We start from the raw sequence: 21,847 nt of genomic DNA on the forward strand, positions 1-21,847 counted from the left end.
CTCTACTGCAGATTGGTCAGCTTATCGAGCGCCTGGGCACTCTTGCTCACGACCTTGGTCGTTAACGCCATTTGCAACGAACATTGCGACAGCGCACGGCCCATCTGGAGAATGTCCGCACTGTCTTCAGTACCAGCGACTTTCTTCACCGCTCGCAGCGCCTGCTGCGAAAGCTTTTCGGTATCGCCGAGGCGTTCGGACAATGCCCCGGCTACCTGATCGGACAGATGGGAACCCGCCTGTGAGCTATCCGGACGTACCGCCGCGTTGAACAGATCGACATCTGCCTGGACCGGCTCGGAGACGAGCGCTTGTTGCACATCCTGCCCAAGCTCCGGCGAAATGTTTTTCAGGTGAGTAACGTGGGAAATGCTCACATGCGTTCTCCGTCAGGCCACTGACTGTTTATTGTTGCCTTGCAGCAATACGTTGATTATCTGGGCCGCGGCTTGCGCTGCACTGTCTTGCACGTCATTGCCTTTCAGGGAGACTTCCAAGCCCTTTTCGACCAACCCACCCAATAGCCGTCCCAGATCGAGCTTCGATGTATCGCCACCCGGGGTGGTGGCCTGCAGCTGCGGCGAGTTATTGAGCGGCGTACCCAAACCTCCGCCAGACAACAGCGACTGCACGCCACGCTCCACCAGTTCGCCCAAGGCCTGAGCGATACCTTCGTTGGCGTCACCGTTGCCATTGAGGTTGGAAACGGGTTGGGTATCGAGGTCAGAATCCCCCAGCGAAACGGGCGAATTTTCAGTGTTGCCTACAAGGCTGCCAAGACCACCGTCAACGGGGCTCGCATCATTCTGTCGCTGGCCGAACTGCTGACTGATGAGGTCAAGGGCCGAACGGAATTTCGCGGTTTCATCGGCGTCCAGAAAGTTGTCTTCCTTGAGTTCCTTCATCCACGAGCCCGAGTCCGGGCGTGGGAACTGAGCCTTGTTGTCATCCATGAACTGCGCGACCTTCGCCAGTATCGGCAGGTCGTCCCGGGAGAACTTTGCACCGTCGCCCAGCTTGGTCAACAGATCATCCAGCAAGGCTTTACCGAGGCCGTTCAACACCTTTGCCATCAAATCGGACTGCCCGGCACCCGAACCGCCGTCACCGGACACCATGTCTGCGCCAGCGCCGAAATTATCCCCCAGTTTCTGGTGAATCAGTTTGTCGAGCGCTGCCGCGATATTTTCGGCGCCACTCCCGTGCTTGCCCAGGGCGGCCATGACCTTGGCGAGCATTTTGCCCAGGGGCGAACTTTCGTCCAACTGGCCGTCTTTCGTCAGCGCCTTGACCAACTGGGCGATCACATCCTGTAGCGCCTTGCTGGACTTGCTTGAGCCAGCGGTCGCGCTGTTGTCGAGCGGCAAGACGAGCACCAACGCCGAGCCTTGCAGTGAATTAACGCTGTTGGGACTGTGCATGGAACGTCCATCCTCAAGTAGCACCCCCCCTCTGACGAGGGGGGGCAATCAGAAAGAATTAGTAACTAACGCCTTTCGCGCTCTGGGCCGTGGCACTGATCTTCTTGTTGGAAGAATCGTCCTTGCCCGACTGAATGGCGTTGTACACGTCCAGGGTCTGCTTCTTGATGGTTTCCGCCGACTGCAACGCGATCAGTTTTGCCTGGTTGGCATCCTGTTCCTTACTGGCTTTTGTCTGTGCATCGAGAGCCTGGTTGTTGTTGCTGGAGCTCGGAGGCAGGTTGTACTGTTGACCACCGCCGTTGCCATTAACTCTAGACATCGTAAATTACCCCTTGGTATGCACCAGCGTGATTGCTTGGTACTGACTAGGTGGCAACGAGCGGCGGATCGGTTCCAGCCCCTGCGCAAAAAAATCAGATGCGCAGTTCCTTGATGCGCCGGTAGAGCGTACGGCGTGGCATGCCCAGTTCGGTGCTGACCGCATCGACACAGTTTTGATGGCGCTTGAGCGATTGCTGAATCAAGGCTTTTTCGATCACTCGCAGCTGTGACTTGAGCCCACCGGCCGGGTTTTCTTCTTCGACCGGCCCGGCATTCAGCACAGGAAAGCCGAGCACGAATCGCTTCGCCGCAGCCTTGAGCTCACGGATATTGCCGGGCCAGTCGTGTGCCTGCAGTTGCTGTTGCAACAGAGAGGTGACATGGGGCGACAGCAAGTCAAGATCGTTGGCGACTGCGGCAGCAAAACGGTTGAACAACGGCACGATGCGCTCACGCTGCATACGCAGCGGCGCAAGTTTGAGGGTCAGCACGTTCAAGCGGAAGTACAGATCGCGGCGAAAGTGCCCCTGCTCCACCGCATCGCCCAGCGAACGTTGTGCCGAGGCTATTACCCGGATATCGAGCTTGATGGTTGACGTTGAGCCCAGCCGCTCAACCGCACGGGTTTCCAATACGCGTAGCAACTTGGCCTGCAGGCTGAGCGGCATGCTGTCGATTTCATCCAGGTACAGGATCCCGCCTTGTGCCGCCTCGATATAACCGACCCGCGAACGATCCGCCCCGGTGTAGGCGCCGCTGGCCACACCAAATAACTCGCTCTCGGCCAATGACTCGGGGATCGCCGCGCAGTTCATCGCCACCAGCGGCCCCTTGCGGCCTGACATCACGTGGATGCGTTGCGCGATCGTGTCTTTGCCCGTGCCGGTCTCCCCGCACAACAGCACATCGATACCCAGCTGTGAAATACTTTCGGCGACGATATCCAGATTGGGAATGCATTCTTCGGCAAAATCTTCTTCGAACCCATCATCAAGACTCATCCACGACCTCTAGCCCATCAGGTTTGCGCGAATACAGCAGCGTTGCAGTTTCAAGCCCAAGCAGTGAGCTGCGCCTCGACCCCCAGCTCCTTCATGCGGTGATAGAGGGTGCGCCTGGGGATCTCCAACTCTTGAACCACAGCAGCCACATTTTGCCGGTGCCGCTTCAGCGCATCCTGGATGAGCGTTTTCTCGATCATGCGCAACTGAGCGCGCAAATCGGGTGCCGGGCTGCGGACTGCTACCGCCTCCGCGTCCAGCAATGGAAGCCCCAACACAAACCGCTTGGCGGCCGATTTAAGTTCACGAATGTTGCCCGACCAATCATGGCTGAGCAAAAGTTGCACCCGAGCGCTATCGAGAATGGGAGCGGGACGACCAAAATCTGCGGCGATGCTTTGGGTGAACTGGTCGAACAATGGCAGGATCTGTTCGCGGCGCTTACGCAAGGCCGGCAAGTGGATCGTCAGCACGTTAAGCCGAAAAAACAGGTCGCGACGGAAAAGCCCTTGTTCCACCAGTTTATCCAGCGGCCGTTGGGCCGATGCAATGATCCGTAGATCCACGGGAATGAAGGTCGTGGAGCCGAGGCGTTCAACACCCCGCGTTTCCAGGACACGCAACAACTTTGCCTGCAAGCTCAACGGCATGCTGTCGATCTCGTCCAGGTACAACGTGCCCCCTGCGGACGCTTCGATGTAGCCCTTGCGGGAGCGACAAACGCCGGTAAACGCCCCATTGACCACGCCAAACAGCTGGCTTTCGGCGAGCTGTTCTGGAATCGCGGCGCAGTTCATGCCTACAAATGGCCCGGACCTGCTGGACCGCTCATGGAGATGGCTGGCCAACGTGTCCTTACCGGAGCCCGTCTCTCCGCACAACAACAGATCCATGTCCAGAAAAGCATCATTTATTTCAATTTTATGACTGGGTAAAAATGCGGTACTGCCCCAACCCTCGTAACCAGTGACATCGTTTTTGGTGCCCATCGAACACTCTCTCTGTGGATGTAGGCGAATATTAATCGCACGCCTTACAAGGCAGAAATATACAAATTTAGTTCCCTGGACCAACAAGCAAAATCTTGGACTCTCCTATAAAAACCCAGCGCAATATCATTTGCCGATGAACGCTCCAAGGCCTGAGAGATCTTCAAGACAGGTAATTAAATAAACGTTATCTCGGTCCAGTCAAGCACTTCTGCCCACATCGGCAAAGAGTAGGATTCCCCCTACCCCCGCAGGCTCCGGAGCACTCCTGAGAAGAGTTCGCACTCGGCGCTCCAGCTAACACAGGGCTCAGGCTCAATCAACAACGCCCGCACATAACGTGAGCTACATCACACTCCAATAAAGGCCGAGTTAATTGAAAAATAGCACTGAAAAGTTCAAGATACTGCCGGCCCTCGCCCGCCGTCACTTCAACCCGACAACATATAAGCGGCATAACTCGATAGCCCTTGAGTGTGGATGCTTTACTAGCCAAAACTTTAACTCAAATAATCATGCCAGATAAAAACTCTCCAACTTCCCATCAAAAGTTAAATACGGAAAATGAAGGACGATAGAGCATTCGGTTTTCCGAACGAAAACCGAGATACTTGCTTTAAGCACCTAAGGTGTTCCGGTTTTTGGGGGCCGAGCCGACGATAGCTTTGCGCCATCACGGAGTCGGGAATCCGAATGGTCCCGGGAGTCCTCTGACGACATTGAAAATATTGGATCCGAGGAATCAGCTGACCCCGACAATCGGATCAATTTTCGTAGCGGGAGGTTTTGGGCATCGCGGATACGCGCTGTAATATTCTGGCGTGGGTCATTCGCAAAAAAATAGTATTACTAAATATGTAGTAAAAATCCGCTCACAAAAACCGAGGAAAGTTCAAAAGCTTTTCGTTCAAAAAAAATCTGCGGTGATCAGCTCCCGGGCAAAAAAACCCGATCGCACGCGGCCAGTGGAGCCCGTCACAAAAGCCGCATCTGGATGGCAGGCGCGAAAAGCGCACTAAGAAAGGGCGAAAATCAGATTTTTATTGGCGCGGGTCACTGGCGTAAACCACCACTCGCGGGCTGATCATCCTCTCGTCCTCTACGTGATACTCAGTGAATTCACGTCTGCGTGGCGACGAACGGTCTTCGATCGGCTGTGTCGCTTGTGCCGTCTGAGACAGGGTTGAGCTGTCGACCACAGGGACTGGCAGCGCAGGCTCGACCACCTTGGCTGACTTCAATGTCGGGCGCACTGGCCGGCGCTCAGCCACTGGACTTTCGTTGCGCTTAAAAACAACGGGGGTTACCGCAAAGCCGCCGGTGAGTCGCTCAATGCCCGCCTTCACCGCCTGACTCTGAGCCCGTGGTATCAGCAATCGGCTCGGCCCATCCAGGGTCTTTTTGCGCAAAAAAGCCGAGTTCAGCTTCAACAACTGGCTATTGCCGACCCCTGCCATGCTCGCGAGCTGGTCAAGGTCCACGGCGTGGTTAAGTTCAACCACGTCGAAGTAAGGCGCATTGGCCACCGGATTGAGCTGTACACCGTAAATTTCAGGGCTTCGGACGATCAGAGACAGCGCCAGCAACCGAGGCACGTAGTCCTCGGTTTCCCTGGGCAATGTCAGGTGCCAATAGTCGACCGGCAAGCCGCGCCGGCGATTGGCTTCGATGGCCCGCCCGACGGTGCCCTCGCCAGCGTTGTAGGCCGCCAGTGCCAATAGCCAGTCATTGTTGAATTGATCATGCAGGCGTGTGAGGTAATCCATCGCCGCCTTGCTCGAGGCGACTACATCGCGACGTGCGTCGTACGTGGCGCTCTGGTGCAAATTGAAATCGCGCCCTGTAGCGGGAACGAACTGCCACAGCCCCGCCGCCGCGCGCGGGGAATAAGCCGTCGGGTTGTAGGAGCTTTCGATCATCGGTAACAGCGCCAGCTCCAGCGGCAGCTGGCGCTCATCCAGACGCTCGACAATGTAATGCAGGTAAGGGCCGGCACTGCGGCTGGCTTCGTGCATAAAACCTGGATGGCTTAGCAGCCAGTCACGCTGGCCGGCGATCCGCTTATTGATGCTCTGCCCCTGCGCCAACCCGCTTCGCTGGGCGATCCGCAGCCAGACATCTTCGCCGTTGTAGCGCGGCAAGTCGCTGAACAAGGCCTCAGGCTCCGCATTCAATGAGCCATCCGGCTTATAAGCCAGGCCAGCCGCCAGGCGCGGCGTGCGCTCCAGGCGAGGCTGCGAATATTCAACTGTCTGGCAGCCTGCACACAGGGATCCCAACGCCAAGATAGCAATTTGAATCGAACGGGCAAGCGAGCGTGGGTTCGGGGCGTTAGCGGTGGCGGTTGGCATTGGCAGGATGTCCAAGTGGTGTCCCCCTACGTGGCGTGCGTGCCGTTCCGGTTCCCTTAAAGAAGGCGTTCCCGGTAGCCCCCACGCTTCGCAGACAGCTGATGTACTTATCGCTGCACGGAACCTGTCAGCGTTGCGCACCACTCAACGACAAAGGGAGCTTTCCAGAACGCAACCGAAGCTGATGTCAGACCATGACATGGACGGGGAGATACGAAATGCCGGCACCAACAGTCAACCGCACCACCAGTAATATCGTTCAACCAGAGCCACTAGAAGGCTCACGCCCTCACTCAGGTCTGCTACAACGAACCGAACAACCGACCCAAGGCTCCTCCCACTCTCTGAGCGGCGTGGGAAAACGAATGCTGAAAAACGCCGGCAAGCTGTTCCAGAAAATCACACATCCTCGGCAAAAACCTGTCCAGCCGCGCGAGCCGAGAAACACCCAGCCCCCTCGCCCGCTGTCGAATGAACAGGTTGCAACGCAGGCAGCGCGCATGGCGCGCTCACCCCAGAGCCGGCTGCAAGGTGCCGATGGCACGCGCCAGTCACTGCTGCGTCCCGATCCGAACGTGGCCGGCGGCTCTGGGGGCGCGGTAGAACAATCCAATCAATCGCCTCCCCTCCCGCCACCGGCAGGGCCTGTGTTGCAGCGCAGCGGTGGCGGACGTTTCGACCTGACGCCAGACACCCTAGCGAGCCATGCACAACCGCAGGGCGCTATCGCGCTCGATGCCCATGGAAAGGCGGATTTCTCCACGTTCAGCACCTCTGGCCTGGCGCCCTTGCTGAGTAATGTCCTCGCCAAGCCAGGACAAACTTATCTGGCCCATCAGAGTCAGCAAGGCGTTCAAGGGCATCAATTGCTGGAGCAGAATGGACACTTGTTACATCTGACGCATGACGACAGTGCCCTGGCGTTAATCCGCAGCAGCAAGGAAACACTCGAGGTCACTGGTAACGGCCCACAGGCCGTAAGCCTGCAACGCGAAGCCAACCAGGTCCACGTCAATACTTCGGACGGCAGTCAGACCCAGGAATTGCCAGGCAAGGCACACATCGCCCATCTCACCGGCGTGCATCATCAGCACGATGGCGAACGCCTGCGTGTGCATGAAGACCGGCTGTATCAGTTTGATCCGATGGCCGCCCGTTGGAAGGCGCCTGAAGGCACCGAAGTCCTCGCCTTCAACAGTCTCGCAACGGGCGGGAACGGCTCGATCTACGCCAAAAGTGATGATGTCGTCGTCGATCTCTCCAGCCCATTGATGCCACACATTGAGGTCACTGGTCTCAAGTCATTTTCGATTGCATCAGACAGTACAGCTGCGCTGCTTAGCGGCGATCAACCCCAGGTGATCCTACTGGCTGATATGCGCGCTGGAATCGATGGGCCGCGCAAGGCAACAACAAAAACCCTGGAACTCGACGGCGGTCAAGCCCAGGCGGCTGCCGTTGGCCTGAGCGCCGACCGGTTATTTGTCGCTGACACCCAGGGCCGGCTCTACAGCGCAGACCGCAGCGCCTTTGAGAACGACGAACCCGTGCTGCAGCTCACGCCCGAACAGGCAGATTATCGGTTGGCCGACCAGGCGATGGGCGGCCATCACAGCGTCAGCGGGTTCATCAGCGGTGACGATGGGCGTGTCCATGCGTTGGTCAAGAATCGTCAGGGTGAAACTCACTCCCACGCGCTCGATGAACAGGGCTCCCGCCTGGAAAGCGGCTGGAATCTGAGCAGCGCGCTGGTTCTGGAGAATGTACGGGGGCTGACGGTGCCTGCAACGCCCCCGGCAGCTGACCGGCTCAACCTGGACAGGTCAGGATTGGTAGGCCTCAGCGCCGGACGCGTCCAGCGCTGGGAAGCCACTGCTCAGTGCTGGAAGGACGCAGGAATCAAGGACATCGATCGCCTGCAACGCGGGGCCGACAGCAACGCCTATGTGCTCAAGGGCGGCAAGCTCCTCAAACTTGATGTAACCCCCGAACACCCCAGCGTCGCGTTCAGCCCCAACACAGCGCTGGCTCAAACGCCGCGTTCGACCAAGGTCGCCATGGGCAAAGAAATCGAAGGGCTCGAAGACCGGGTGATCACGGCCTTCGCCATGGTCAGCGACACACAATTCGTCGCACTCGACGACACCCATTGCCTGACCGCTCACAGCAAGGACGGCAAGCCCATCACGCTGGAATTTCCCGGGCTGCAAGGTGATATCAAGACGCTGTCGCTGGACGAGAAGCATAACCTGCACGCACTCACCAGCACCGGCGAGCTTTTCCGCCTCTCCAAGGAGGATTGGCAGGCGGTGAATCTGGCTGACCATCTCCGAGCCAGGTGGACACCTGTGCCCACGCCAGGGGGGCAACCGGTCAGTGCGCTCTACAGCAACGATAACAATGTGCTCAGCGCCCAGGTTGAGGGTGAAGAGGAGCCCGTGCCGATGCAGCTCAAGGGCGGCCAGTGGCAGCCGTTCACGCCGCGGCCCGTTGAAGAGAATGGCCTGAACGATACGTACGCCCAAATCAAGCGAACGCATAAGACCGCGCGTATTCCAGGCACCGGGCTGACCGCCAGAGTCGATGTCAATGTACTAGGGCGTGGCGGCATGGAAAAAGGCAACCGGGCCAGCAAAAGTGAATTCATTCGCGCCAACGTGTACAAGAACACGTTGGAAATGCCCCGCTGGACAAAGAATGTCGGCAACTATATTCAACACCGTTATCACGGCCGGGACGGCCTGAAAGACGTATATGACAGCCAGTCGATCCTGTTCAAGCAACTGGAGCTGATTCATGAAACCGGAGGAAGGCCCCCGCTCCCGGGCAACGACCTCAAGGCACGCATCGCCCGGCTGGAACTGGGGCCCGCGGGCGCCACACTGATCAAGGAATTGGAGGCTTTTCGCGACGAGTTGGAAAAGCACAGCTACACGGCACTGATGTCCATCGGTCAGGGCTATGGTCAATATAAGAACATGCGTCAGCGCGACGGTTTGCTCAATATGCACGGCGAACTGGCGAAGCCGTCGATACGCACTCAATTCGGCACAAAACTCGCTGACCTCGGCACCCGCCTCAACCTTAAAAGCTCCGGTCATGACTTGGTCAAGGAGCTGCAGGACGCGCTAACCCAGATCGCCCCTTCGGAGCAAAATCGCACCGCGCAATTGCTAGGCACGCTCAAGGACCACGGCCTGAAACTCAGTCATCAAAAAGCCGATATTCCCTTGGGGCAACGTCGCGATGCCGGCGACGATCATGGCTTGAGCAAAGCGCGCATGGCCCTGGACCTGGTGACCTTGAAAAGCCTTGGTTCGCTTCTGGACCAGGTCGAAATGCTCACGCCGCAGAGCGACATGGACGCGCTACAACAGAAACTGGCCACGCTACGCGATACCACCTACGGGGAGAACCCGGTCAAAGAAGTCACCGACATGGGCTTCACCGATAATGCCGCTTTGGAAAGTGCCTATGATGCGGTCAAGACATTCCTGAAGTCGTTCAAAAAACCCGACCATGCCGTCAGCGTCAACATGCGGGCCGCGACCGGCAGCAAGAACCAGGCAGAACTCGCTGACAAGTTCAAAGGCATTCTCAAGCAATTGGAACATGGCGACGATGAAATCGCCTTGCAACGCAGCTATGGGCTGAACCTCACCAGCCCGTTCACCACCTTCGCCGATAAAGCAATGGGGCCTTGGCTGACCGCTGGCGCCACTGGCAACCGCAACTACATCCTCAATGCCGAACGTAGCGATGCTGGCATCACCCTTTACCTGATAAACGAGGCTGCGGGTAATATCAGCGCGGGCACCGGCGGTGGCAAGGATTTCTGGCCGGGCTTTTTCGACGAGAACGATCCGGCTCGCAGTGTCGACATCGGTAACAACCGCACGATGAGGCCAAACTTTCGCCTGGGGGTGGACGTGACCGCCACCGCGGCGGCTAGCCAACGCGCCGGGGTGGTCTTCAGCGTTCCCGATGAAAACATCGACGAATTCGTCGACGACCTGTTCGAAGGAAAGCTCAATCCACTGGACGTCCTGAAAAAAGCAGTGGACCACGAAACGTACGAAGCCCGGCGGTTCAACTTCGATATCACCGCAGGCGGTAGCGCCGAACTGCGCGTCGGTTTCGGCCTGTCCGAGAACGACAGCAAGCCACTCTCGGCAGTGGCGCGCCTGGGAATCGCCGCGAATGTCACGGTCAATCTATTGACCTACACCGATTATTCCCTGGAGCAGAAGAATGACAAGGTCCAATTGCGCGAGGGCGGGAAGAATCGCCCACGCTTGTTCAACAGCCTGGCCCTCGGTGGAGGGCTGCGCGGACAGCTTGGCGGCACCCACACCGACCCGACGATAACCCCTGCCTCCGGACCGGCGCCCACGCCAGGCACGCAATCGGCCACCAACAACCTGGGCGTGGCCGCATCGGTGACCGTGGAGGCAAGAACCACCAAACGGGTCAAGTTCCGCTATGAGGTCGCGACGCCGATGACCTCGAAAACCCTCGAAAAACTGTCGACCAAACTGGCGGACGCCTTCAAGGACAATGCCATGAAAACCAGCCTGGCTGAATTGGCCGACCCACTCAATGCACGCTACACCGGCAAGAGCCCTGAGGAAGCGATTCAGGCGCAGCTTGATGGTCTTAACGAGCTGTTTGCCGGTAAGTCTTCGCAGAACGATGCGCAATACAAGGCCCTGCGGGAGCTGAAACGTGCAACGGCGCGACAGGAGGCATCGACCAACAACCACAGCGTATTGAGCAACGCTCGCTTTGAGACGAGCAAAACCGATCTCTCGGGCCTGGATCAGCCGAGCATGATCACCAAAATCATCAGCTCGGTAAGCAACCTGAGCGCTCCCGGTAATGCCTCGAAGGTCGCCGACCTGATGAACCGGGATCCGAAACTCAAGGCCATGCTCAAGGAAATGCAAGCGAGTGAAGGTACGCTTGCCCGCGTCCGTCTGGAGCCGAAGGACTCACTGATCGACGAAATTGATGAGGGGAGCCGCAACGGCACGATGACCCAGGGCCAACTCGCGACCCAATTGGAAAATCGCAAAAACATGCGGATCATGCGGCTGACGGTTTTCCATTCGGTCACCCAGGCAGAGCCCTTCACGTCTCCAACGCCGCTGGTCAGCTATAACAGCGGGGCGACGCTGAGCGTCACCAAAACGCTCGGGCGTATCAATTTCATTTACGGTGAAGACCAGGACACGCCCATTGGCTATAGCTTTGACGGTGAGCTGTCACGGCCGTCAGAGCCACTTAAGAATGCGGCTGAGCTATTGAAACAGGAGGGGTTTGAACTCAAGACCTGACAGTCCAGGGGAAAGCGCCGGTGCAAGGCGGCGCTTTCTCGCTTCAAGCCTGCAAAAACGTCCGAGCTTCGCGTGCCTGGGCGATAAAACCTCGAGCAGTGTTACAGAATCCAGGTTCATCGAGGGACAACAACTCACGCTGGGCACACAGGCGCACATCCCCTTGGTCAATGGCGAACCAGCAGCCATGCAAACGTGCGACATCAAAATTCAGGCTCAACAGGCGCTGCAAGTCGGCAGGTCGCTCCGGACAGCGGCCTACCTTGCAATGAAGGATCACCATCTCGCTGTGCTCGGGCAACTCGATCACAGCAGCCTCATTTTCTTGGCTGTCATACAAGGCACACACGCCGTTCTGCAGGGACAATGAAGTGCCGAGCTGTGCGCCCAGAGCAGTCAGGAAACGGGTGAAATCAGGTGCTGGGGTTCTCATCGTCGTAGTCCTTCAACAGGAAAAAGCCTAGGTTCGCCATGCACTTGGTGGTCGCAGGACAGCATCGGTTCCGACGACAAATCCTGCGGTGGGGCCGCAACGCCAGCAATCCGTCCCCAGTGCAGCAGCAATATCTGGGACGCGGAATCGGGAACCCATCGGCTCCCGTTGCCACTCACTTCGAACAACGTCAAACCCATCCCTTGATTTCGTCTTCGAACGAAAGCGATTCCGCGTCCAGCCCGTAGGGAAACCTAGGAACTGGCGCGACGTCCTGTCATCCAACGAGGTAAAGCACCATGAGCATCGGCATTACCCAACGACCGATTCAGCACACCCCATCCAACCTGGATTTTTCAGCGTTGGACGGTAGCCGTCCCTATAGCGGCCATGCACTTGGCGAGCAAACCACTCAGCAAGCAGTAAGTCCCGGCGCACTGCTGTTCGGCAGCGACAAACAAAAAGAGATCAATTTCGGGCCGCCCGATAACACCCTACAGCCGCCGGGAGACAAGAGCCGTTTGGGTGACAATCAGTCCAACCTGATTCAGTTGCTCAGCGCGCTCATCATCGCTCTGCTGCAGATGCTCATGAAGTCTGCGGATAAGAACCCGAACCAGGAGCAAACCGAGGGTCAGGACTCGCATCAGAACAACGGGCTCGGAACGCAACTGGCCGACAGCGGGAACACCGACACGACGTACGACGCAACAAGTAGAGACAATGGAACAGGCAGTGACCGCGACAGCGACGGCGTAACGCCGCCTGCCACCACGCCGCTGGCCAATGCCAAGCACAACACCGCTGCGGATACCGGCACCCTTTCAGATCCGACGAGGTTCCCCACGGCATCCAACGGTGCCAAGGTTGTGAATGAAACCATCAAGGTAGGCCCGGGCGAGACTTTCGATGGTCACAACCAGACCTTCACGGCCGGCTCCAAGTTGGGCAATGGCGACCAGAGCGAAGACCAGAAGCCCTTGTTCGAACTGGCCGAAGGCGCAACGCTGAAAAATGTCATTCTGGGTGACAACGAAGCGGATGGCATCCATGTCCGCGCCGCCAACGAAAAGCCGGTCACTGTCGATAATGTGCACTGGACGGACGTCGGTGAAGATGCTCTCACCGTGAAGCCTGAGGGTGGTGCAGATGTCACCAACCTGAACATCACCAACAGCAGCGCCAAAGGGGCCAATGACAAGATCTTCCAACTCAACGCCAATGCCCACGTCAAGCTCGATAATTTCCAGGCCAGCGACTTCGGCACACTCATGCGCACCAATGGCGGCAAGCAGTTCGACAAAATGGAACTCGAGCTCAATAACGTGCAGGCCGAGCACGGAAAATTTGCCTTTGTCAAAAGCGACAGCGAAAACCTGAAACTGACCACCAGCAACATCCGCCTGACCGACGTCCAGCATCACTATGACAAAACCAAGGCCTCGACCCAGCACACGGAGCGCTAGCGCCCTGAAAAACCGCCGCCAATTCTCGGGCGGCGGTTTTCTAGACGCGCGCGTTTGGAGTTTCGACGAGACGACAGCGCTCCCTGCGCGTAAGAAACCTAGAGAACAAAGCTCTTCATCGTTTCACGCAAGTCGCTGACCACTTGGTTGAGTTCGTTAGTGGTGGTGAATGCCTTGGCTGCGACCTCCCGGGACCCGACGGAAAAGTCTCTGATGTTTAGCAAATTGTGGTCCACCTCTCGAGCCACCACCGCTTGCTGCTGCATCGCACTGGCAATGGTGTGATTGCGTTCCAATATTTGCTCCACGGCAAGGGTAATTTCATCCAATGCCCCGCCTGCTGAACGAGCAACGTCGAGCGTACCGTCGGCTTTTAGCGTGCAGCCTTTCATCAGCAGCACGGAATCTTCAATATCGCCACGGATCCCCGCGACCATCTCTTCGATTTCCAAGGTCGATTGCTGGGTGCGATAAGCCAGGCCCCGCACCTCGTCGGCAACCACCGCAAAACCGCGGCCCGCATCACCCGCGCGAGCCGCTTCGATGGCAGCGTTCAAAGCCAGCAGATTGGTCTGCTCGGCGATGGAGCGGATGACTTCCAGGACCCTTTCGATATCCTGGCTCTTTCGGGCGAGCTCGCCGACCTGAGTCGACGTCTTTTGTACTTCTTCGATCATTTGCTGAATCGCGTTGACGGTCGCTACCACCATCTCCCGGCCCTGTTTCGAAGAGCTGCTGGCGGTGCCTGAAGCCTGCGAGGCCAAGAGTGCATTACGGGCAACTTCTTCCACCGCTGCGCTCATTTGCGTCACCGCACTGGCAGCCTGCTCGATTTCCTGGTTCTGCCGGTTCAAGCCCGCCGAGCTTTGCTCGGAAAGGGTTTTCATATCTTCGGAGGTATGCGACAGATGGTCGGCGGACACATAAATGCTGTTGATCGTGTTACGCAGGCTCTGCTGCATACGCTCCAAGGCCTTGAGCAAACGAGCCGGCTCGTCCGACCCTTCAATGTCCTGTGTGGAGGTAAGATTACCCACCGCGACCGACTCGGCCATTGCCAGCGCACGGGCCAGCGGTTTCAAGAAGCTGCGAGCCAACACCCAAGCCACACCGCCTCCCAAGACGATGAGCGCAATGGTCGCCCCCCACATGACAAGACTGAATTCGCTGGCCACCGCATAAGCTTGACTGGCGGCCTGTTTGCTCATGCCCTCTTCGAGATCGATCAATTGGTTGATCAGATACAACCATTCCACGAACGCAGGACGGGCTTGAGTCAGCAACAGCCCAAGGGCCTGGGCACCCTGGTCATTCAGGCGCATTTCCACCACGCGCTCGATCAGGGGCAGGGTTTTCGCCTCAATGGCCTTGATCTTCGCCAGTGCATTGCGCTCTTCAGAGGTAATGTCATTGCGACTGGCGAACATTTGATCGAGCTTTTCAGCCGAGGCAGCATAGTCTTCCGAGAGCTTTTTTATCTTTGCCAGCTCTGGTGGTATCTCTGCGTCGTTTGCGATCAGCAATGTATCGCGCAACACAATCGCTCGGTCATGCACACTGCCGCGAAAGTTAATCGCATAGCGGGCTTTGACGTTATTGACGTCGTTGATACCGGAAAGGGTGTTTTTGATATAGGTTACTTGAGAGGTCGCTAGCCACGTTAGCGCGGTCGACAGCGCCAAGATAAACGCGAAACCAAAACCTAGCCGGGTGCTGACATTGAGTTTCATCATGGGGTTCTGACTTTATGATTCATCAAGCCATGCAACCCCGCTATCGAGAAGGGGCAGGGCTTCAATCTCAGTGGATTACGTCCGTGTAGGGGGGGCCACAAGAACTGGCTCATTCACGGTCCAGCTTGGGGGTGAGCCCTTTTCAGTTCCATCGGGGGGGCCTGATTTTCAGGTAGGGCGTGCCCTATGTTTCGTGGCGATCAAGGCTCATGGGCTGACCGAGCCGCCCTCCATCTCCGGTGCATACAGATAGAAGTTATTCTTACCATTGCCCTTGGCGTGATACATGGCCATGTCTGCGTTGCGCAGGAGGCTGACAGTGTCTGACGCGTGATCGGGACACAGGCTGATGCCCAAGCTCGCGCCGATGTTTATCTGATGCCCATCGATGCCAAAGGAACTCGACAGCGCGCCGACGATGTTCGAAGCAACCTGGGTGGCCTGAGTGGCGTTGGCTCGACTTTCCAGGATCACGGCAAATTCGTCACCTCCAATCCGACACACCACATCGCTACTGCGTAATGTGCTACGCAGTCGTTCAGCGACGAGGGTCAGGAGTGTGTCTCCGGTCTCGTGGCCGAGCGTGTCATTGACAATCTTGAAGTCGTCCAGGTCGATGAAAAGTAGCGCGCAGGACGTGCCGTAGCGCAGCACCTCGGTCACCGCCGTCTCGAGTTTCTCCTTGAAGTAATGCCGGTTATGCAGGCCGGTAACCGGATCGTAATAGGCCAGTTTGTTGAGCTGCTGTTCAGCCAGACGGCGCTGCTGCAGTTCGGCGCTGGTTCGCGCGTCGTGCCATTCAAGCTGCGCCATCAAGTCATTGAAACTTTGGGCGAGACGGCCGGCCTCATCACCTCCGTACACGATCGCCCGCAGGCTGAAATCCCGCTTGGCGCTGATCTGCTCGGTCAACTGAACCAGGCTCAACAACGGCTGCACGATACTCGACGCCATTCGACGCGAAAGTACTAGGGACAAGAACAGGGCCAGGGCGGCTGCGTGCAACCCGAACGCGGTCTGATACGCCAGACTGCGGTACAAAGAGGAAAGGCTCGCTTGCACCACGACATTGCCGATGACCCGACCGTGGAGCACAACCGGCTGGCGCACGAGCAGAGAGCGCCAACCGATACCTTCGGCCATTACCCGACCGGCGCCCTCCTCCTTGGCTTCCCGCTGATAAGTGGCCAACTCCTGGCCATCGGGCAACAGGAACGCCGCCCAGGTAATGTCCGGAATGTGCGTCAGGGAGTTCAGCGTTTCTTGCGCCTCCTGGGCGTCGTGGAACATGACCGCCGCGGCCCCATTACTGCCGATCACCATGGCATGGACCCTTATGGCTTCTGCTAATGCGTTGCGTTGCACGACCATCTGGTAGGCCAACAGTGTCAGTAGCAGAAGCGCCATGACCGCAGCGGTCAGTAGAAATCCCGTGTGGGTGAGCTTGTCGCGTAGCGGCCGATCCTTGAAGGGTAAGGAACGCATAGGTTTAGGACCTGTTCGCCACGAAACTGGCGAGTTTGAGCAAGCGAGAACTGAAGTCCAGATTCACCCGCCGCGCGGCAGCCAGGTTGACGTCGAAAACGATGCGAGGGCCCTGCCGGCGCATTTCGATCATGATGCCCCGATCGGCAAAGCCGGCCGCGTCGGTGATGGTCAGGATCGGCGCCGCGGCAAGCTGCTGAAGCAGCGCATCGAGCGTCCTACTGTTGTGCTCGTCGACATAGAGCACCTGGCAGCCGGTGAGCGAAGTATTGGGCGCAATCCACCGTATGACGATCGGCTGGCCGTTCTGTGCGGGCTTGCCCTTGAGCCGGGCCAACTCTTCATCCAGGGGGGTACTGCCGAGTACACAGACCTGGAAGTCAGCGGCAGACAACGAGGGCCACTGGGCGAACAGCGTGAAGTTGTAGAGATAGGCGACCTTCATCGCGCGTTCGTCCACCGCCGCGTCAGCCGAGACGGGCGGACTTGGCAGGTACCAGGTGGCAAAAACGAGCAGGTGGAGGACGATAGCCTTCATTGGAACGCATACCCCACGCTGAACCATAGGCTGCGTTCGCCCCGCTCGATCTCGCCGTCGTAGAGCGATGCGTCCCTGTACTGGCGATTGAAAAGATTGCGCACCGCGGCGGTGACGCTTACACCTGGCAGGACTTCCTCGCTCGTCAGGGTAAGGTCAGCGATCGCATAGCCGGAAGCGCTCGTTTCGGGTGTTACCAGGCGCTTACCCACGTAGCGGCCAGCGAAGCTCGCGCGCAGATGTTCCCCAGCCAGCGGCACGGATACCTGCAGCTTGCTCAAGTGATGCGGCGAATTGACCAGATTACGACCGAGGTTGTCTTCGGAGCGCTGCAGAGTATGACTGGCACGAAACTGAACACGACGCCATTGCCATTGTGTTTCGAGTTCCGCGCCGAGGGTGTCGACCCGCTCCAATGTCGGTTCCGCGAAACGTCGTATGGGGTCCGTGATGCCGTAGCGATAGAGACTGCCCAGCACACGGAAGTCGCCGCGGCGATAATCAGCGACGAACTCCGTGGTGGCGACACGTTCCGACTCGACGGAGGGAATGTTATACAGGGTCTGCTCATTACGGCTGGCAAAGCGGGTGGCGGTGCCTTGGGACAGAGACAGGGTAGTGTAAGGCAGACCGGTATAGCTCAGGGCGGCGCGGGGCGCGCTACGCACCATCGTGCCGCTGCTGTTGCGCCGATCGACACGCACCCCCAGGTTCAAACTCAGGTCGTGAGCAAGCTCAATCTCGTCCTGGACAAAAACGCTGAGGGTTTGGGCTGCGCCCTCGCTGTGATACTCCTCGTATTCGTCGCGGCGGGGAAAGTAGCTCTGTATCTGCTGGTCCTGCTGGTAGTCGTTACGGTACTCGCTGCCCAGCACCAAACGGTGGCCCTCGAAGGCGACACTGCTGATTGTGCCCTCCAGATCCCACCAACGTCCGTCGGCGCTGATGTGCTCGGTGAACGGGCGTTGGTCCTCGACAGGTTCGCGATAAGCGCTACGGTACAAATAGCTGCCATAAGAAAGTTTGACCGAGGAGCGATAGCTACCGTGGTCGGTATCATGGCCGAGCTTCCAGAAGGTGTTTTCATCGGAGAAGTTCCATCTGGCGCCAAGGGGGATCGTCACCTCTTGCTGGTTGCGCTCAGCGAATACTCCCTCAAGACTCCACGCGCCTTGCGATCCCTTGATGAACAGTCGCTGCCCGTCCAGATCATCGCGCAGGACATCACCGTCGAAGTGGACATCGGGCAGATCAGCCTTGGACGCCGAGGCCGAAACCAGCCATTCACCGCCGTTTTCCAGACGCTCACCCCAACTGGCGCGGACCTTGCGATCCTGGTTCGAGCCGGTCGTCACGGCCACCTGGCTACCGTTCAGGTCGCGGCCGCGAAGGGTCACAACGTTGATCACACCGAGCAAGGCATTGTTGCCATACAGCGCGGCGCCTGGTCCCGGCGCGTATTCGACCCGTTCGATCAACTCGGTGTCGAGCAGGCCATCCTCACCGAGGTAGATCTGGTTGAAGATGTTGTCGGCGACCGGTTGGCCGTCGATACGCAACATGACGCGCCCGGCGTATTCGCCGGGCAGGCCATAACCACGCCCTCCGGGAAAATAATAGGCGCCATCGAAGCCGATGTTCAGGCCACGCATATTGTTCAGGATTTCGGCGAGCGTCCGGTAACCGAAGCGACGTATTTCCTCGGCGGTGACCACCGAAACGGCGGATGGCGCGTCGGTGAGCTGCTGAGAGAATTGCGAGGCACCGACCACTTCGGTGTCGAGCAATTGCTCAAAAGGGAGGCTGGTCAGATCCTGGGCGACTACCGCACGTGAGAGCAGCCAGAAGCCCGAAACCCAGAGGCATCGACAGACGCTATGCAAAGCGTACCGGGTTGGCGGCGCGACGACGGGGCGTAATGGCATGGTCTGGGTCGGGCTCTCTTGGCCTTGGCACTGAAACCGCTGCGTTCGGATCGACCCTGCTTCGGAGAGCAGAATGCCTGTAGTGCCTGGCTTTTTTGTGCTGACTTTCTGGAATCTGTGGCTGCCTGGCGCGCATCAAAGGCGTTGGCAGCTGCACAGACTCGATTCCAAAGTGCCACCTATTTGGCCGCAACACTATCGACATCGCCTGATAATCAGGTAGGGGGATGCCTACGCCCTTGGCAAAACGCCGTTGTCTGCGGCACTTAATCGTTCTTCAGGGTCCGCCAATCGCGGTTCGCCGCCGTTAATACCGACAGTTCCTCGAAATCTGCCTGCGGCACGGCTTTGCCATACAACCAACCCTGCGCACTCTGGCAGCCATAACTTTGCAGGAACGCTTGTTGGGAGGTTTCTTCGACGCCTTCGGCTACCAAGGACAAACGCAGGTTGTTGGCCATGGAGATGATCGCCTTGACCAACTCGGCACTGTCACGGTTGTGTTCGATGTCGCGAATGAAGGAGCGATCGATCTTCAGGGTTTCGATGGGAAAGCGATTCAGGTAACCGAGCGCCGAATAACCGGTACCAAAATCATCGATGGCAATGGAGAAACCCATAAGGTTCAGCTGTTCAAGGGTTTCGCGTACCCCGACGCTACTGTCCAGCAACAAGCCTTCGGTGATTTCCAGCGCCAACCAACCTGGCTCGCAGCCGGTGTTCTGCACGATGGTGCGGATCGAGCCCAGAAGATCGTTCATCTGGAACTGCCGTGGCGACAGGTTGACGGCTATTTTCAGCGCTGGGTCGCGACCGCCACTGTTCAAGACCGCGGCAAAGCGACAGACCCTTTCGAAGACCCACTCGCCAATGCCCACGATCAGCCCGGTTTCCTCGGCAATCGGAATGAACTTGTCCGGTGGTACCTGTCCGTGCTCCGGATGATTCCAGCGCAACAAGGCTTCAGCTCCCGTCAAGCGGCCGCTGGCCAAGTCGATTTGTGGCTGATAGTGCAGCGTCAACTCGCCGTTGCGCTGGGCATTGCGCAAACTGGTTGCCAAGGCCTGACGCTCTACAGTCAGTTGGGTGAAGCGCGGCGAATAGAGCTGCACATTGTTCCTTCCGTGCGCCTTGGCGTGGTACATCGCCGAATCGGCGTACTGCAAGAGTTCGCCGATGTTATTGGCGTCCGCGGGGCTGCGGGCGATGCCAAGGCTACCGGAGACGAAAACCTCCCGGCCCTGGATCCGGTAGATGCCCGTAATGGTTTGCAGGATTCTTTTGCCCAGATTTTCCAGGTCGATGGTATCGGTGAGTTTTGTCAGAATCAGGGCGAACTCGTCACCGCCCAGGCGCGCCACCGTATCATTGCCGCAGACGAAACGTTGCAAGCGCCTGGCGGCTTCACGCAGCAGCTCATCCCCGGCGCCGTGCCCCAGGGTATCGTTCACCACCTTGAAGTTATCGAGGTCGAGGATCGACACCACAACCTGACCGCCGCTACGCCCCGCCGCGATCAGGGCTTGCTGCAAACGCTCTTTAAACAGTGCGCGATTGGGCAGTTCGGTCAGGCCATCATAAAAGGCCAGGGAATGCATTCGCTCCCGATAGGCTTTCAGCTCACTGATGTCCTGGACTGTACCCAGTGCTTGCAGCGGCTTGCCGTCGGCAGCGTATTCAATACTCATTTCGGAGTGCAGATGCAGCTGACGCCCGCTCACTGTTATGCAGTATTCGAGCATCAGGGACGTGGCCCGTTCGGAGGAAGCCTGACAGAGACAATCAAGGATCCGTCCGCGATCCTTGATCACGAGCATGGAAATCAGTTCAGCCTGGCCAGGGCACCAATTGCGCGGTTTGTCGACCATACGACAGAGCTCCGCCGACAGCCGCAGCGTGCCAAGGCGATAATCCAATTGCCAGTGACCCAGGCGCGCCATGGCCTCGGCCTGCTCAAGGCGTCGCTCGGTCGCTTTGAGCGCGGTGATGTCGCGGGCGATGGTCAACACACTGACGACTTGGCCGTGCTGGTCGAACTCAGGCACCGCCTGGACATGCTGGACGATCTGCTCGCCGTTGGCCTTGGTCCAGGTCGCCTCCACTGCGGCGGATTGACCACTCTTCAGCAGACTCAGGATGCCCCGGTGGTAGCGCCCGGTCACCTCGGCTGGCAGAGGAGATCTGTAGGTAATGGGGGTGCCAATGGCTTCGCTCCGTTCAATCCCATAGACCTGCTCGAAGGCGGGATTGATGTAGGCGCGATGGCCTTCACGATCATAGCGAACGATGACATCCGGCGAGTTTTCCACCAGGGTGCGAAAATCCTGCTCCCTGGCCCGAAGCTCCTGCTCGACGCGCCGCAGTTGGCTGATATCGCGGCCCACGGCCAGCACGCCGATGACTTCACCGTCGCCCCCTCGCTCCGGAACGAGGTGTATCTGACTGGTGATCAGGCCGTTGCCCCCCGTCCAGGACAACTCGTGTTCGGCGGGTTGGCCGCTGCGTACCACCTCCAGCAGGGTCGCCTCGTAGGCAAGCATCTCGGGAGTATTGCCAGCATCGCTGGGTTTTTTACCGAGCAGGACCTCAGCGGGCACTCCAACCATACGGGCAAAGGCCGGGTTGGCGTAGGTGCGCATCGCCTGGCGATCATAACGGGCGATACTATCCGGTGTATTTTCAGCCAGCGTGCGAAACGCCAGGCTGTCGGGCGAGGCCTTGACGTCTTCGGCGTTGGGTTGACTCGCAAGCGCTGATTTATTATTCATACTCGCCACCTTGGTTTGTCGGTGAGAGAGTCGTTGCGTTTAATCCTTTTGCGCATAGGGCCACCTGATCGCGGCGC

The 21,847-nt window shown here is 58.2% G+C and carries 13 protein-coding genes and 1 pseudogene; 2 read left to right on the top strand and 12 right to left on the bottom strand.

Annotation, left to right across the window (positions count from 1 at the left end; genetic code table 11):
* Positions 1 to 2: 2 nt before the first annotated feature.
* The 6 genes and pseudogenes from sctI to J3P85_RS17455 all read right to left on the bottom strand — a co-directional run bounded on the left by sctI (position 3) and on the right by J3P85_RS17455 (position 6,086).
* On the bottom strand, positions 3 to 377 hold the full coding sequence (gene sctI, locus J3P85_RS17430) for a type III secretion system inner rod subunit SctI (RefSeq protein WP_434702651.1): 375 nt from the start codon (positions 375 to 377) through the stop codon (positions 3 to 5).
* A 12-nt stretch (positions 378 to 389) separates the two neighbouring features.
* Positions 390 to 1,421, bottom strand: a complete 1,032-nt coding sequence (locus tag J3P85_RS17435; protein WP_434702652.1) for a harpin HrpZ family protein — start codon at positions 1,419 to 1,421, stop codon at positions 390 to 392.
* Between the two features lie 58 nt (positions 1,422 to 1,479).
* Positions 1,480 to 1,668 (bottom strand): annotated as a pseudogene (locus tag J3P85_RS17440) (hypothetical protein); the annotation flags it as partial.
* 169 nt (positions 1,669 to 1,837) lie between these two features.
* The gene (locus tag J3P85_RS17445) at positions 1,838 to 2,746 is read right to left on the bottom strand and encodes a sigma 54-interacting transcriptional regulator (RefSeq protein ID WP_434702653.1); all 909 of its coding nucleotides are present in this window, start codon (positions 2,744 to 2,746) and stop codon (positions 1,838 to 1,840) included.
* A gap of 50 nt (positions 2,747 to 2,796) precedes the next feature.
* Positions 2,797 to 3,735 carry a sigma 54-interacting transcriptional regulator gene (locus tag J3P85_RS17450; protein ID WP_434702655.1) on the bottom strand — a complete coding sequence of 313 codons (939 nt, stop codon included), beginning with the start codon at positions 3,733 to 3,735 and terminating at the stop codon, positions 2,797 to 2,799.
* Between the two features lie 1,040 nt (positions 3,736 to 4,775).
* A complete protein-coding gene (locus J3P85_RS17455; protein WP_434702656.1) occupies positions 4,776 to 6,086 on the bottom strand; it encodes a transglycosylase SLT domain-containing protein in 1,311 nt (436 codons plus the stop codon).
* Between the two features lie 218 nt (positions 6,087 to 6,304).
* On the opposite strand from J3P85_RS17455, the gene J3P85_RS17460 reads away from it, so the two are divergent.
* Positions 6,305 to 11,422, top strand: a complete 5,118-nt coding sequence (locus J3P85_RS17460; protein WP_434702658.1) for an AvrE-family type 3 secretion system effector — start codon at positions 6,305 to 6,307, stop codon at positions 11,420 to 11,422.
* Between the two features lie 43 nt (positions 11,423 to 11,465).
* On the opposite strand, the gene J3P85_RS17465 is transcribed toward J3P85_RS17460, so the two are convergent.
* Entirely contained in the window at positions 11,466 to 11,855 is a 390-nt protein-coding gene (locus J3P85_RS17465) for a type III secretion system chaperone (protein ID WP_434702660.1), read from the bottom strand.
* Between the two features lie 299 nt (positions 11,856 to 12,154).
* On the opposite strand from J3P85_RS17465, the gene J3P85_RS17470 reads away from it, so the two are divergent.
* A complete protein-coding gene (locus tag J3P85_RS17470; RefSeq protein ID WP_434702661.1) occupies positions 12,155 to 13,321 on the top strand; it encodes a pectate lyase in 1,167 nt (388 codons plus the stop codon).
* A gap of 98 nt (positions 13,322 to 13,419) precedes the next feature.
* Here the strand turns inward: J3P85_RS17470 and J3P85_RS17475 are convergent, their stop codons facing one another.
* From J3P85_RS17475 to J3P85_RS17495, 5 genes are all read right to left on the bottom strand, one after another.
* On the bottom strand, positions 13,420 to 15,054 hold the full coding sequence (locus J3P85_RS17475; RefSeq protein WP_434702663.1) for a methyl-accepting chemotaxis protein: 1,635 nt from the start codon (positions 15,052 to 15,054) through the stop codon (positions 13,420 to 13,422).
* A gap of 207 nt (positions 15,055 to 15,261) precedes the next feature.
* Complete coding sequence (locus J3P85_RS17480; protein WP_434702664.1) at positions 15,262 to 16,539, bottom strand: diguanylate cyclase domain-containing protein; 1,278 nt, start codon at positions 16,537 to 16,539, stop codon at positions 15,262 to 15,264.
* Between the two features lie 4 nt (positions 16,540 to 16,543).
* A complete protein-coding gene (locus J3P85_RS17485) occupies positions 16,544 to 17,077 on the bottom strand; it encodes a YfiR family protein (RefSeq protein WP_434702665.1) in 534 nt (177 codons plus the stop codon).
* Positions 17,074 to 19,002, bottom strand: coding sequence for a TonB-dependent receptor plug domain-containing protein (locus J3P85_RS17490; protein ID WP_434702667.1), 1,929 nt, complete (start codon positions 19,000 to 19,002; stop codon positions 17,074 to 17,076). The genes J3P85_RS17485 and J3P85_RS17490 overlap by 4 nt, the downstream gene beginning before the upstream one ends.
* 266 nt (positions 19,003 to 19,268) lie before the next feature.
* Positions 19,269 to 21,770, bottom strand: coding sequence for a sensor domain-containing protein (locus J3P85_RS17495; RefSeq protein WP_434702669.1), 2,502 nt, complete (start codon positions 21,768 to 21,770; stop codon positions 19,269 to 19,271).
* Between the last annotated feature and the right edge of the window lie 77 nt (positions 21,771 to 21,847).

The organism is Pseudomonas sp. Z1-12 (assembly GCF_051132015.1).
GTDB classification, from domain to species: Bacteria; Pseudomonadota; Gammaproteobacteria; order Pseudomonadales; family Pseudomonadaceae; genus Aquipseudomonas; species Aquipseudomonas zanjanensis.